7 protein-coding genes are annotated in these 13663 nt (G+C 40.7%); 5 read left to right on the top strand and 2 right to left on the bottom strand.

Annotated elements, in window-relative coordinates:
• Nucleotides 1-218: 218 nt before the first annotated feature.
• Entirely contained in the window at nucleotides 219-2006 is a 1788-nt protein-coding gene (gene nrdD / locus HMPREF9331_RS07130; RefSeq protein WP_016420322.1) for an anaerobic ribonucleoside-triphosphate reductase, read from the bottom strand.
• Nucleotides 2007-2088: 82 nt separating this feature from the next.
• Nucleotides 2089-2544: an anaerobic ribonucleoside-triphosphate reductase activating protein gene (nrdG, locus tag HMPREF9331_RS07125; protein WP_016420321.1), complete on the bottom strand. Its 456-nt coding sequence runs from the start codon at nucleotides 2542-2544 to the stop codon at nucleotides 2089-2091.
• Between the two features lie 401 nt (nucleotides 2545-2945).
• Between nrdG and HMPREF9331_RS07120 the strand changes: the two genes are divergently transcribed.
• From HMPREF9331_RS07120 to HMPREF9331_RS07100, 5 genes are all read left to right on the top strand, one after another.
• Nucleotides 2946-3149, top strand: a complete 204-nt coding sequence (locus HMPREF9331_RS07120; RefSeq protein WP_016420320.1) for a hypothetical protein — start codon at nucleotides 2946-2948, stop codon at nucleotides 3147-3149.
• A 623-nt stretch (nucleotides 3150-3772) separates the two neighbouring features.
• Complete coding sequence (locus tag HMPREF9331_RS07115) at nucleotides 3773-6865, top strand: SusC/RagA family TonB-linked outer membrane protein (RefSeq protein WP_016420319.1); 3093 nt, start codon at nucleotides 3773-3775, stop codon at nucleotides 6863-6865.
• A gap of 32 nt (nucleotides 6866-6897) precedes the next feature.
• The gene (locus HMPREF9331_RS07110; protein WP_016420318.1) at nucleotides 6898-8559 is read left to right on the top strand and encodes a SusD/RagB family nutrient-binding outer membrane lipoprotein; all 1662 of its coding nucleotides are present in this window, start codon (nucleotides 6898-6900) and stop codon (nucleotides 8557-8559) included.
• Between the two features lie 230 nt (nucleotides 8560-8789).
• Complete coding sequence (locus HMPREF9331_RS07105) at nucleotides 8790-11897, top strand: SusC/RagA family TonB-linked outer membrane protein (RefSeq protein WP_016420317.1); 3108 nt, start codon at nucleotides 8790-8792, stop codon at nucleotides 11895-11897.
• A 21-nt stretch (nucleotides 11898-11918) separates the two neighbouring features.
• A complete protein-coding gene (locus HMPREF9331_RS07100) occupies nucleotides 11919-13592 on the top strand; it encodes a SusD/RagB family nutrient-binding outer membrane lipoprotein (protein WP_016420316.1) in 1674 nt (557 codons plus the stop codon).
• The last annotated feature ends 71 nt before the right edge of the window (nucleotides 13593-13663 follow it).

Genomic DNA, 13663 nt, shown 5'->3' with positions numbered 1-13663 from the left:
CATATTTAGAATACGAATAAATAAGGCAAGGAATTCATTCCTAATTTGCGCTCTTTCAAGGGCGAATTGCCATTCGCCCCTACACCTGCTCATGCTAATTTTTCGCAAACCATTTTTGTTTGACTATAACTATTGATTCGCATTAATAAAAAATGACCAATGACGCCCCTAATAATTAGGTTATCATTGGTCATTTTTCACTTTTTACCTTTTACTTTTTACTTTTTACTTGTAGAAAGGTGGTAGTGTCTGAGCTTGTGTTCCTTCTGCCTTGCGGTGCTAAAGCAAGATACACGCTTGAGGTAGCCAATCACACGAGTGGCATGATCCACATTCTCGCTGTGGCACTCTGGGCACTCAAAGAGTGTACGCTTATCTATATGGTTGCATTCATTACAGATTGTAATACGAATATTGAAACAGAAATAGTTACAACCCGCTAAAGCCGTTGCATTGAGCAGCTTGAGGAAGCCCTCTTTGTTGGGTGTCTCTTCCAAATTGAGGTGCAGAGCAGACCCCCCGTCTAAGTACTCGATAAACTCCTTGCCGTGGAGGATAATCTTGTCCAAGACATTTATATGGTCGTCTTCCACTGCATAGAAATAGGAATTATAACACTCACGTGGAGAGAACAAGCCTGATTTCTTGTCCCAAAGGGCGTTCTTCACTCCTAAGTTTTCCGCAGGGACAAACTCGGTATTGAACATATAACCATATATCTGGCGTGCCTTGCGGTTTTCATCATAGATAATCTTGAGGTGGTGGCGTACAAACTCCTTATACTGCTCATTGTTGGTAGGGGCAATATCCAAGTATTCGGCGGCCTCTACCATACCATTAATACCAATTGTCAAGAACTGCTTGTCAAGGGAGATAAAGCCCGCATCATAGACCGGTAGCAGTCCTGCATTTTTGTACTCCTCTATAAGTTTGCGAAACGCCACTTGGTACTTATGTATTTTGCGTACCTCTTCGGCAAGGTTGCGTTTTTGCTGAATGAGGCGGTTCATATTTAGCGTAATCACATTGATAGACCCCGTAGCCACGCCCCCTGCCCCTAAGGAATAACTAAAGGTATGGTCGGAAATCTCGTTGCGCAAGCGGCAGCAGGAAGCGAGGCTATCGGCACTCTCGGACTGATAGACAAAGAAGGAGTTCCCCTCGCTGAGTTCCCCAGCACACATATTGGCAAAATCTTGATCCACAGGCTTGCCCTTAGCCGTAAGCATAGCCGCTGTTACCACAGGGAAAGTGAGGATCGCTTTAAGGCGTTCGGCATTGAACCACTTGAGGAAAAAGTGTTGCAACTTGAAGAGCCTATCATAGCTAGGGCGGCTCATATCAGGGAAAACAAACTCACCAAACATGCTGTCAAAGTAAGGCTCATCATAGAGGGAGATATTCCAAAAAACAGACTGGTAGCCACGGGCTGCCGCAGGTTGGTTAATGGCATAGACTACATGCTGGAGGTGATTCTCTATCAGCTTGGGGTGTGTTTCCAAATAATCCTCTCCATAGTCCTTGGTAGCAAAGTGGTCAAAATAGAGCAAAAACTCCACTGTAGCCAAAGCCCCTGCGAACTGAGAGCTAATGGCAAAGACCAGATTGACAAACTCCCCACAGAAGCTCTCCAAGTGCTTAGGGGCACGACTCTCCCCTCCGAGCTTTATCAGCCCGTCCAAGAGGAAAGGATACATACTGATAGACACGCAATAAGGCTTTAGAGAAGTCTCATCATGCACATAGATCTCGTGCGCCTCTATCTGGCGAATGTATTCCCCAGCGAGTTCTTCCCCGAAAAGCTCCGCTATCTTGCGGCGTACCAGTTCGCGGTTGATTTGGATATTGATATCCTTGTTGATTTCCGCCTCCATGGTAGCGATGTTCTTGCTTGTTACATTGGCATTAGCATCTACCTGAGAAGCGGTAGCGGCATTTTCCGCATGCAGATATTGATTTATAAATTCAATTTTCTGCTGGATTTGATTTTGTGTAAGTCGAATCATAGGAATTTGATTTATAAGTTATTAGTGGTTAGTAGTTAGTTGTCAGACTGACTACTGTCTTCTGTCCTCTGACTTCTGACTACTAATGATGAAACATTTCATTGAGTATTCTCCCAGTGCTTACCTCTATAAAGCGCTGGTTGGTAGTAGCTTCTGATAGGCCGCCTAAGGCCTCTATCCAGGGGCCTGCCTTAAGCCAAGTAAGTTCCTTTTTGATAGCTGTAGATACCTTCTCTTCTGTAAGTCCTGTATAGAGGCAGGTATGCAGCCCATAGGCACGGGCAATTTGTAGTTTGTGGATAAGTGCTGCCTCTTCCCATTCGCCCCCCATAAAGAGCACACAGGAGATCATATCCTTATAGCGCTCAAGGGTAGTGATAAACACCTCATCGGTCAGCGGAGTTCCTGTACCCTTTTTCCACAGAAAGGGCGAATGACACCCCTTGCAGCCCAGCGGACAACCAGTTACACTCACACATAAGCTGATTTGTCCAGGCACCTCTTGCAGAACTATTTGTAGGTCAGCGTAATAAATCATATACATGTCTTTTTTTGTGGTATGACAAAGTTAAGGAGAAAAAAGAGGGCTTTTCCCCCCAATAGGATAAGTTATTAACCGAGTTTTCAACAAGGGTTAATTATTTGTCAATAGGCATTGGTTATCTGTAATTAACGTGAGTTCGATATAACGAAAGCTCCCACAGATTTTCACGGATTTCACAGATTTTCTATGTTTGTGTAATTGTGCTGTTGCGATTTACACAGATTTTTATAAGGCCAAAGGCCTTATTTATCCGTGGAAATTAAGGAGTTATACTTAGTTGTTCTATCATTCTCTCCGTGAAAATCCGTGCAATCTGTGGGAGAAAAATATAATTTTGCTTACGTCGAACTCGCGTTAATTAATATTGTAACTTTGGGTGCTAAAACAACTATATTATGGATACATTAGTAGCCCCTCCCAACACCCAAGCCTCCTCTATTGAAAATTGGTATGATGAAAAACAAATATTCCCTAAGCAGGAAGAGACTTGTTTTACAGAAGCCCAAGCTGAGTCTATAAAAAAGGGTATAGAACAAGCTGACAAAAGATTATTAACACCTCATACTGAAGTCAGGAAAAAAGCTCGTGAGATACTATAAAAATTTATTTATTTAAGTTTCGCAAGTTCTGTAACTTATTGACTCTCAAAACATCCCCCCCTCCCCCCCTCAAGGGGGGGGGGGAGTTAGTAAGTAATAGAGGCTCAATAAGTTATAGAAGGAAAATTTTCCTAATAAACAAATTAGGCTATTTCAACGCCCTTAAAGCTCCCCCTTTGGAGGGGGGTGGGGGGGAGGTTTTTACAAATAATTGATTATTAATTGTTTATAATTTCAATAATAGCCTAAAAACGACTTGCGAAACTCAATTTATTTAGAAAACACTATTGCTGATTTTTTAAAACGCAATAAATTGCGCCTCTACACAGATGATAGCTAAGACAATTCTTGGTGAGCATAGTCTTCTGTAGAGGCGCAATTTATTGCGCCTTAACGAATTGGACTATACAATATTTTCTACTATCGATATTATTTCTACCTCTATCAAAAACAAGATAAAAACCTCCTTATTTCCACTAAAAAGCAAAAAGACTTGATTTTACGCATCCTAGGAGCAAAAAGGCGAATTTAACGCAAAACAAGCGGAAAAACACATCGTTTTTCCTTGCTGATCCAGAAAAAAGACGTACCTTTGGGGCGCTAATTAAAATTCATAAAGAGATATGAACTTAAAAAAATTATTCTTATTGTGTTCCCTTGTCTTTACGACAATGGCTTTTGCACAACAAACCGTAAAGGGTAGTGTAAAAGACAGTAAAGGGAAACCTGTGGCGGGTGCTACTGTGATCGTGGTGGGTACCAGTCGCGCAACCACTACCTCCTCCGAAGGAGGGTATTCTATTGAGGCTCAGGCCGAGGAAACCCTACAATTCAACGCTCAGGGGTATCAAAACATTCAAAGGAAAGTGGGATTAGAAACTACTATTGATGTAGTACTTCCCCTTACTTCCGAAGATGCTAAAACAGTAGGAGCTCTTGGTATAGAGCGTGATGCCAATGCTACAGGGTACTCCGAAACTACCCTTGAGGGAGGCGACAACCTCAAAGGAAAAACCGCAGGACTTGCCGCCGCAGGAAGTGGTATGGGACAGACTAAGATGACCCTCCGTGGTACAGGTTCTGTAACAGGAAGTAGCCAGCCGCTGATCGTTATCGATGGGGTGCCTATGGCTGAAATGGGAGATGGTTATGGAAACTCTGCATCCGAAATTAACAAAGATGACATAGAGTCCGTAACAGTACTTACCGGTGGTGCTGCTACCGCTCTCTATGGTAGCCGTGGTGGTAATGGGGTTATCCTCTATACTACCAAATCAGGTAAGGGAGGAAAGACCAATATTGATGTCAACTCTTCTGTAACATTTGAAAATGCTTATATAGCACCTAAATTACAAAATGAGTATGGTGGTGGATCTTCTCAAAGTTTCACTAAGCAAACAATAGAAGGACGTGAATACAATATAGCAGATTATGGTCCTGATGAAAGCTGGGGTCCTAAATATGATGGTACTCCTTACCTACCTTGGTATGCTTTTGATAAAAGATTCCTTGCTGACCACTATCTAAAACCTGTTCCTTGGCAAGCTCCTAAGAATGACGTAGACAAATTCTTCCGTACAGGGGTTACTACTAACAACTCTATTTCTATCACACGTTCTCTTTCAGGTACCAACCTACGCTTCTCTGTAGGAAATAGTGAAACAACAGGAATTGTACCTACTACCAAAATGGAGAAATCAAACGTGGCTTTTAGCTTTACTTCCGACCTATCAAGCAAGCTCAAAGCAGAAGGAGGTTTTAACTATTCTATCACTACCCGCCATAACCCTGGTTATACTTATGCAGACGCTTATTCCAATGGCGGGCTTCCTATCCTCTTATATGGATATACACAACGTCAGTTAGATTATAGAAATCTTGAAAGATTCTACAAATCAGAAGATATTAATAATCCTCAACGTACTTGGAACAGAAATGCTTGGAATGATCCATCTGCTCGTTTTAGCAATAACGTCTATTGGCTTCTTAATGAGGTTACCTCTGATGATAAAAACCATCGTATATTTGGTAACATTGGTTTCACCTACAACTTCACAGATAATTTCTTTTGGGTAGGTAAGATTTATGGGGATATCTATGCTCTTAAAACAGAAGGAAGAACAGCTAAAGGTACTTATCAGAACACACCTGACTATAACAAATATACTTATATCAATTCAGGATTTAACTACGAAACTCGTTTGCACTATACACCTAACTTAGGAGAGAATTTTTCCTTGACAGGATTCATTGGAGCTGCTCGTTCAGAAAATAGATATGATAAAACAGGTGCTGCTACCCAAGGAGGCTTGATCGTACCTAATTACTATTCTATCGAAAACAGTTTACAGAAACCAACAGCTACTACTTATGCTTCATGGACTCGTACTAATAGTGTTTTCGGGATGGCTTCTTTAGGTTATAAGAGCACTTTATTCGTAGAGGTTACAGGACGTCAAGACTGGTTCTCTACTGTATCTAAACCTATTTTCTACCCTTCTGTAACGGCTTCTTATGTGTTTTCTAATTCCTTCAAGAATCTTCCTTCATGGTTCTCTTATGGTAAAATCCGTGCAGGTTTAGCTCAAGTAGGTAATGATGCTTCTGCTTATGTGCTTAAGACTTACCCTGTGATAAATAATCTCTTCCATGGAACACCAAACTATGGAGTGCCTGACACACAAAACAATCCTGACTTACTTCCTGAAATCAAGGAAACTAAAGAAGCTGGTATCGACCTTCAGTTCTTTAACAGCCGTCTCTCTTTAGGATTCTCTGTATATGACATTCTCTCCAAAGACCTTATCCTTTCTCTTCCTGTAGATGCAGCAAATGGATATACTTACAAAAACATTAATAGTGGAGAAATGTCTAACAAAGGTTTTGAAATCACTCTTTCTGCCACTCCTGTACAAACAGATAAGTTCGGTTGGTATATTGATTGGAACTTTTCAAAAAATATCAATAAGCTAACCAAGTTATACCCAGGTCTAGGACGTTATAGAGTAACAGGAGACTACTATGGTACTGTAAACCTTTATGCAATAGAAGGACGTCCTTTTGGAGAAATCTATGGGGCTGGATACGAATATGATGACCAAGGAAATCGTTTGGTAGATGAAAGAGGACACTATGTTCGCTCTAACCAAAAATCATTAGGAAACATCAACCCTGACTTTACTACTGGACTTACCAACACCCTTACTTATGGCAACTTTAGCCTTTCCTTCACTTTTGACTACCAACATGGAGGTAGCTATTTTGCAGGTGCTTATATGTTGGGTATGATCGCAGGTACCGCTCGTGAAACAGTTGCTAATGGTATGCGTGAGAAAGATCTCAATGGTCCTGAAGGTCAAAAAGGGATCGTCCTACCAGGGGTATTCAAATCAGGTCCTAAAGCAGGAAAACCTAATGACATAGCTATCAGTCCAAAAGAATATGGTACTACATTCATGTTTGATTTGGATGAACAAAGTGTATTTGATGCTACCTATCTAAAATTACGTAGTGTATCCCTTTCTTATGATGTGCCACTACCTGAAACCAAGCATATCAAAGGCTTGAACTTTACCCTTTCAGGATATAACCTATGGACTGGAGCTTTGGCTTGGGATGGTATGGATCCAGAAACAGCTGCTTACAACTATGGTATGGGTAACTCTTCCTTGCCAACTACTAGAAGCTTTAGTCTCGCAGTAGGCTTAAAATTATAAAATTAACAATTAATAAACAGATTACAGAGAATATGAAACGAATCATAATATCCTTATTGTCTGTCGGACTGCTTTTTAGTAGTTGCGAAAAAGATTTTGAAGAGATTAATAAGAACCCTAACCAACCTGAGGAATACCTTACCTCTGCTCTATTTGGCAATGCTTCCTTTGGATTCTTATACAATCTACGCAAAAATGAGAACTCCGCTTCTTTGATGCGTACTTGGATGCAATATACTTCAGAGACTACCTATACCAAAGAAAGTCGTTACCAGTATAAAGAAGGAGCTGGAAATAATCTTTGGAAACAAATCTACAAGCGTGCTGAAGTTCTCAATAAGATTATAAAACTCAATACTGACCCTGAAACTAAAGGGGAAGCAGCTATCTTTGGAAGTAATTTAGGTCAAATATGTGCTGCACGTACTATGATGGCCTACTACTTTAGTATATTGACAGAGACCTTTGGAGATGTTCCTTACTATTCCTATGGAAGTAGAGAAAATCAAAAATTCCAAGCCCTACAATTGGATAAATATATTACTCCTGAATATGCTGATGAAAAAGACATCTACTTAGATATCCTTAAAGAATTAGGTGAAGTAAGTAATGATCTTAGCACCCTAAACGAAGATGACGAAGTCTTCTCTCAAGGTGATTTCATCTTCGGTTCTATAGGTAAGCTAAAACGTTTTACTAACTCTTTGCGCTTACGTATTGCTAACCATGTTAAAAACGTTAGTGATGCAGAACTTAAGGCAGCTGCAGAGGCGGTAATTAATCATTACGCAAGTAGTAATGAAAATGAACTTCTCAGAGAAGGAGAGAATGTGACCCTCCTTTTCGAAGATAACTATGATTATTGTGCACCTATCTATAATGATTATTTTATAGACCAACGTATGGACTATGTGCCTTCTAATACGTTTGTAAAATTCCTTATAGGAACCAATAAGCATGCCCAAGATAGAGGATTATCTTTTGGAGTAGACCCTCGTGTACAGAAATATTTTGCCCCTGTGGGAACTGGAAAACAAGATGCTCTTAAAGGAGCGTATGATGAATCAACCACTATAGATACAACCCAATATAAGGGAATGCCTTATGGTATGGCTGAAGGTACCACTGAAAGCCAATTCGGTGGAGGAACTAAAATTTCTATTTTCAGTTCAACCATACTCAAGGCTGATTATAAAGAAGTCATTATGGATTATTCTGAAGTGTGCTTCATCCTTTCTGAGATTAGAGGTTGGGACAATAACTGGTACAAAGCTGGTGTAAAGGCGTCTATGGACAAATGGAATGTAGACACAGCAAAAGCTACAGCCTTCATCAATAGTCTCCCTGCCGCTACTGCAGAAACTGTAATGACTCAAAAGTATGTAGCTCTGTATATGAATCCTAACGAAGGATGGACAGAGTATCGCCGTACAGGTTATCCTAAATTCTTAATCAAAGTAGGAGAAAGAGTAAAAACAAATTACCTCCTTGATGAAGATGGATCTGCTACAGATATCAGTAACAATAGTTACAAATTTGAATCTATGTATGAAGGCAATACAGGAGTCCCTGAAAGAGTGAACTATCCTTTGGAGTACAAAGGACTTAATCAAGCTAATTATGACAAAGCTAGAGCGAAAACCAATGGAGACTCTATGATGCACCGACTCATTTTTGCAGAGAACAGGCCCTAATAGGTAGAAATACATTTTAATCCTTTTTGGAGAGCAGTCTTTGGGACTGCTCTCTTTTTTTGTTTAAATCAGCTATAAAAGATATAAAAAGCTTTTTTAATCATGTTTTAAGTATATTAGTTTATAAAAACAAACTTATATATGATTTTTTTATTTTTTAAATGAGACATATTGTTGTTTAAAGAAAAAATTGTATCTTTGGGTTATTAATCTAACTATTTATTAGAGATATGAGACTTAGGAATCTATTCTTATGGGTATTCCTCCTCACCTCTACGCTTACTTTCGCACAACAGACCATTATAGGGAGCGTAAAGGATAGTGCAGGAAAACCAGTGGCTGGTGCTACCGTACTTGTGGTAGGTACTAGCCGCAATGCAACAACAAACACTGAGGGTATGTATGCCATTGAGGCACAAGGGGAAGAAACCTTACAATTCACCGCTCAGGGTTACCAAAATGTAGAGAGGAAAGTAGGCCTCGAAACAACTATTGATGTAGTGCTCGCACTCCTTACCGAAGATGCTAAAAAGGTAGGTGCCCTTGGGGTAGAGCGTGATGCCAATGCCACAGGTTATACCGACACTACGCTGGAAGGAGGAGAAGACCTCAAAGGAAAAACCGCAGGACTTACCGCTGCTTCCGCAGGAGGTATGCAAGGCTCCAAAATGGAACTCCGTGGTAAGGGTAGTGTTACAGGAAGTAGCCAACCGCTCATTGTTATTGATGGGGTGCCTATGGTGGATTTAGGAAGTAAATATGGAGATGTTTCTTCCGAAATCAACAAGGACGATATAGAGTCTGTAACCGTCCTTACTGGTGGAGCTGCTACGGCTCTCTACGGAAGCCGTGGAGGTAATGGGGTGATTCTCTATACTACCAAATCGGGCAAAGGAGGAAAAACCAATATAGATATCAACTCTTCTGTGAGTTTTGACAATGCCTACATTGCTCCAAAATTGCAGAACGAATATGGTGGAGGTTCCAGCCTGGACTTTGTCAAACAAACTATCAACGGAACTACCTATAACCTTCCCCAATACGATGTTGACGAAAGCTGGGGGCCTAAGTATGATGGTACTCCTTACCTACCTTGGTATGCTTTTGATCAAAAATATCTCTCCGAACACTATCTAAAACCTGTACCTTGGCAAGCTCCTAAGCATGACGTAGATCAGTTCTTCCGTACAGGGGTTACTACTAATAACTCTTTCTCTGTTACACGCTCTGTATCGGGAACCAACTTGCGTTTCTCCTTGGGGAACACCTCTACCTCAGGAATCGTACCTACCACTAAGCTTGAACGTAGCAACTTGGCCTTTAGCTTTACTTCTGATTTATCAAGCAAACTCAAAGCAGAAGGTGGTCTAAACTATTCTATCACTACACGTGACAATCCAAACTATACCTATGCCGATGCCAATGATAATAGTGGATTCTCTACCGTAATCTATGGATATACACACCGCCAATTGGATATGAGAAATCTAGAGCGCTTCTATAAGGCTCCTGATGGCTCCCAACGCACTTGGAATAGAATTAGTTGGGAAGATCCTAAGCCTAACTTCGCTGATAACCTCTATTGGATGCTCAACGAAATTACTCAAAATGACAAGCGTCATCGCTTTTTCGGTAATATTGGGCTTACCTACAACTTCACCGATAACCTTTTCTTGGTAGGAAAGATGTATGGTGATATCTACTCCCTTATGACTGAATCAAGAACAGCTGTAGGCTCTCACGACACTTCTCAATACCAAAGATATATGTATGAGAATGCTGCTTTCAACTACGAAACACGCCTACACTATAATCCAAATCTTGGAGAAAACTTTTCCTTAACAGGATTTATAGGTCTTTCACGCGCCCAAAACAAATATGCTTATGCTGGAGCTGCTACTCAAGGAGGACTTATCGTGCCTGACTTCTATTCTGTAGACAATAGTAAGGAAAGACCAAGAGGATATACTTACTCCTCATGGACACGTACCAATAGTGTATATGGTATGGCTTCTTTCGGCTACAAAGGCACTGCTTTCGTAGAAGTTACAGGGCGCAATGACTGGTTCTCTACCGTATCAGTACCTATCTTCTACCCTTCAGTAACTTTCTCTTATGTATTTACCAATTCTTTCAAGAACTTACCTTCTTGGTTTAGCTATGGTAAGCTCAGAGCAGGCTGGGCACAAGTAGGAAACGATGCTTCTGCCTATGTTCTTAAGACCTATCCAGATGTTTATCAGTCTTTTAGAGGATCTCAATACTATTTAGTTCCTACCGAAAAGAAAAATCCAGATCTCCGTCCTGAAATTAAGGAAACCAAAGAGGCGGGTATTGACCTTCAGTTCTTTAACAGTCGCCTTTCTTTAGGCTTCTCTTACTATGACATTCTCTCCAAAGACCTTATCCTCTCCATGCCTGTGGATGCCTCCAACGGATATACTTACAAGAAGGTAAACAGCGGGGAAATGTCCAATAAGGGATTTGAAGTAACCCTTTCTGCAACTCCTATACAAACCGACAAATTTGCTTGGTATCTAGATTGGAATATTTCAAGAAACAGAAACAAACTCATCAAGTTAGCCCCAGGTTTGAGCCGTTACAAAGTTACTTGGGACTACTATGCAAACGTAGAGTTATACGCCATAGAAGGCCGTCCTTTCGGTGAAATGTATGGTGGTAATTATGTATATGATGATGCAGGAAACCGCTTGGTAGATGAAAATGGGTTCTATCTTCGTTCAAAAGACAAAGAAGTTTTGGGCAACATTAACCCAGAATTTACCACAGGTCTTACCAACACCTTTACCTATGGAAATTTCAGTCTCTCCTTTACCTTTGACTACCAACATGGAGGAAGCTACTATGCAGGAGCTTACGCCTTGGGTATGTATGCAGGTAGTATACGAGAAACTGTGGCCAATGGTATGAGAGAGCGTGATGCCAATGGGCCTAATGGACAAAAAGGTATAGTGCTCGATGGAGTTGTTGCACGTGTAGAAAGTGACGGCACTATCGTATCTACAGGAGTAAAGAATACCAAAGCGATTAGCCCTAAGGAATATGGTAGTACTTTCTACAAAGGAATAGACGCGCAAGCTATATTCGATGCTACTTTCCTAAAACTTCGTAGTGTATCTCTCTCTTATGAAGTACCACTTCCTGAAACCAAACATATCAAAGGCTTGAACTTTACCCTTTCAGGTTACAACCTCTGGACAGGCGCCTTGGCATGGGATGGTATGGATCCTGAAAGTGCTATCTATAACCAAGGTATGGGGAACTCTTCCTTGCCTACTACCAGAAGTTTTGCCCTTAGTGTAGGATTAAAATTATAAACAAATTAAATTAGCCTAACAATGAAAAAAAATATAATAACTGCCATATTAGGTACGACTCTCCTACTAGGAAGTTGTACCAAGGATTTTGGAGAGATTAACAAGAATCCGAATGTGCCAGAAGATTATCTTACCTATGCCTTGTTCAATGGTAATAATCAAGCACTTATGTATAATCTCAGAGGATATGACAATATGGGGAAACAATCCCTTACCTGGATGCAATATGCCTCCCAACCTATCTATACCAAGGAAAGCCGCTATCTACTTGACCCTGACGGAGGAAGTACCATTTATTACCAGATGTATGGACGTGGTATAGGATACAAAGAGATTATCAACCTAAACACCAATCCTGAAACAAAAGATTTGGTTTCCGTCTATGGAAAGAACAACAACCAAATAGCAGCAGCCCGTATTATGCTCGCTTATGTCTTTAGCCTTGGAGTACAAGCTTTTGGGGATATACCTTATTATTCCTACGGAGATCAGGACAATCCTAAGTTCCAAGCCTTACAGACAGATAAGTATGTAACCCCTGTATTTGCCCCACAAAAGGATGTCTATTTAGACATTCTCAAGGAATTAGAAGCGGCTACTGCACAAATAGAAAACGACACCTATGTATTCTCTTCAGGAGATGTGATTTTTGGCACCCCTACCAACTTGAAAAAGTTTGCTAACTCCTTACGTTTGCGTATTGCCAATCACCTCAAAGGAGCTACCGATGCCGTCTTGGGCGCTCCTTTGGCTGAAAAAGTAAGAGCTATTATCACTTACTATAAACAAGGGCATGACGATGAACTCTTAGATGCTAACTTCAAGAGTGCAGAACTGATCTCTGAGAATAATTACACCTATCCTGCCCCTATGTATTACGATTATTTTGTAGGAAACCGTGTAGACTACCTGCCATCATCCAACTTTATAAAACTCCTTTCAGGAACAAATAAGAAGGCTAATACTAGAGGGCTCAATTTTGGAGTGGATCCTCGTATGGAAAAATACTTTGCCCCCAAAGGAATCGACAAATGGACTATAAATAGTGGATATACGATTGATGAATCTGCTGATATTGATACCCTTGCCTATGTAGGTATGCCTTATGGTATGCAAGAAGGTAGCGAAGCTGCCAACCAATACAAAGCTGGAGAAGAAGTTTCTCTTTTCTCCCAAGAGGTACTAAAAGCTACTGCTCCTATTGTCCTAATGGATTACTCAGAAGTATACTTTATCCTCTCTGAAATCAGGGATTGGGATAATGATATGTATAAGAAAGCGGTAGAGGCCTCTTTCGACAGATGGGGTGTAAGCTCAACAAGAAAAGCAGGTTACACTATTGCTGACATAAGCAGCCTTACAGAAGAAGCTAAAAAGGAACGTGTACTCACCCAAAAGTATATTTCCCTATATATGAACCCCGATGAGGCATGGGCTGAATATCGTCGCACAGGCTATCCTAAGACTTTGATAAATGTAGGGGAACGTGTAAGAGCCAATCTCCCTGCTTCCAATCCTTCTTACTATGTCTTTTTAAAGGACCCTTCAGCAACCGATGTAACAGGTATTCCCGAAAGGATTAACTATCCTAATACCTATAAGGGGCTTAACCTAAATTATATAGAAGCCCTTAAGAACATGGAGGCTTCAGGAGATAGCCGAGGAAAACGACTCATATTTGCTACTCGCCCTTAATACATAAAATTCTTACCCAACACAAGAGGCCGTCCTTTTAGATGGCCTCTTGTCTATATAATCAAATTGAC

Source organism: Capnocytophaga granulosa ATCC 51502 (assembly GCF_000411115.1).
In the GTDB taxonomy this organism is placed as follows: domain Bacteria; phylum Bacteroidota; class Bacteroidia; order Flavobacteriales; family Flavobacteriaceae; genus Capnocytophaga; species Capnocytophaga granulosa.
The sequence above is the reverse complement of the archived record's forward strand: the minus strand, read 5'-3'. Positions and strand labels throughout refer to the sequence as shown.

Excerpts from the sequence above, each read along its gene's own strand:
- nrdD (WP_016420322.1), bottom strand. The coding sequence starts at position 2,006 with ATGATTCGACTTACACAAAATCAAATCCAGCAGAAAATTGAATTTATA.
- nrdG (WP_016420321.1), bottom strand. The coding sequence starts at position 2,544 with ATGATTTATTACGCTGACCTACAAATAGTTCTGCAAGAGGTGCCTGGA.
- HMPREF9331_RS07120 (WP_016420320.1), top strand. The coding sequence starts at position 2,946 with ATGGATACATTAGTAGCCCCTCCCAACACCCAAGCCTCCTCTATTGAA.
- HMPREF9331_RS07115 (WP_016420319.1), top strand. The coding sequence starts at position 3,773 with ATGAACTTAAAAAAATTATTCTTATTGTGTTCCCTTGTCTTTACGACA.
- HMPREF9331_RS07110 (WP_016420318.1), top strand. The coding sequence starts at position 6,898 with ATGAAACGAATCATAATATCCTTATTGTCTGTCGGACTGCTTTTTAGT.
- HMPREF9331_RS07105 (WP_016420317.1), top strand. The coding sequence starts at position 8,790 with ATGAGACTTAGGAATCTATTCTTATGGGTATTCCTCCTCACCTCTACG.
- HMPREF9331_RS07100 (WP_016420316.1), top strand. The coding sequence starts at position 11,919 with ATGAAAAAAAATATAATAACTGCCATATTAGGTACGACTCTCCTACTA.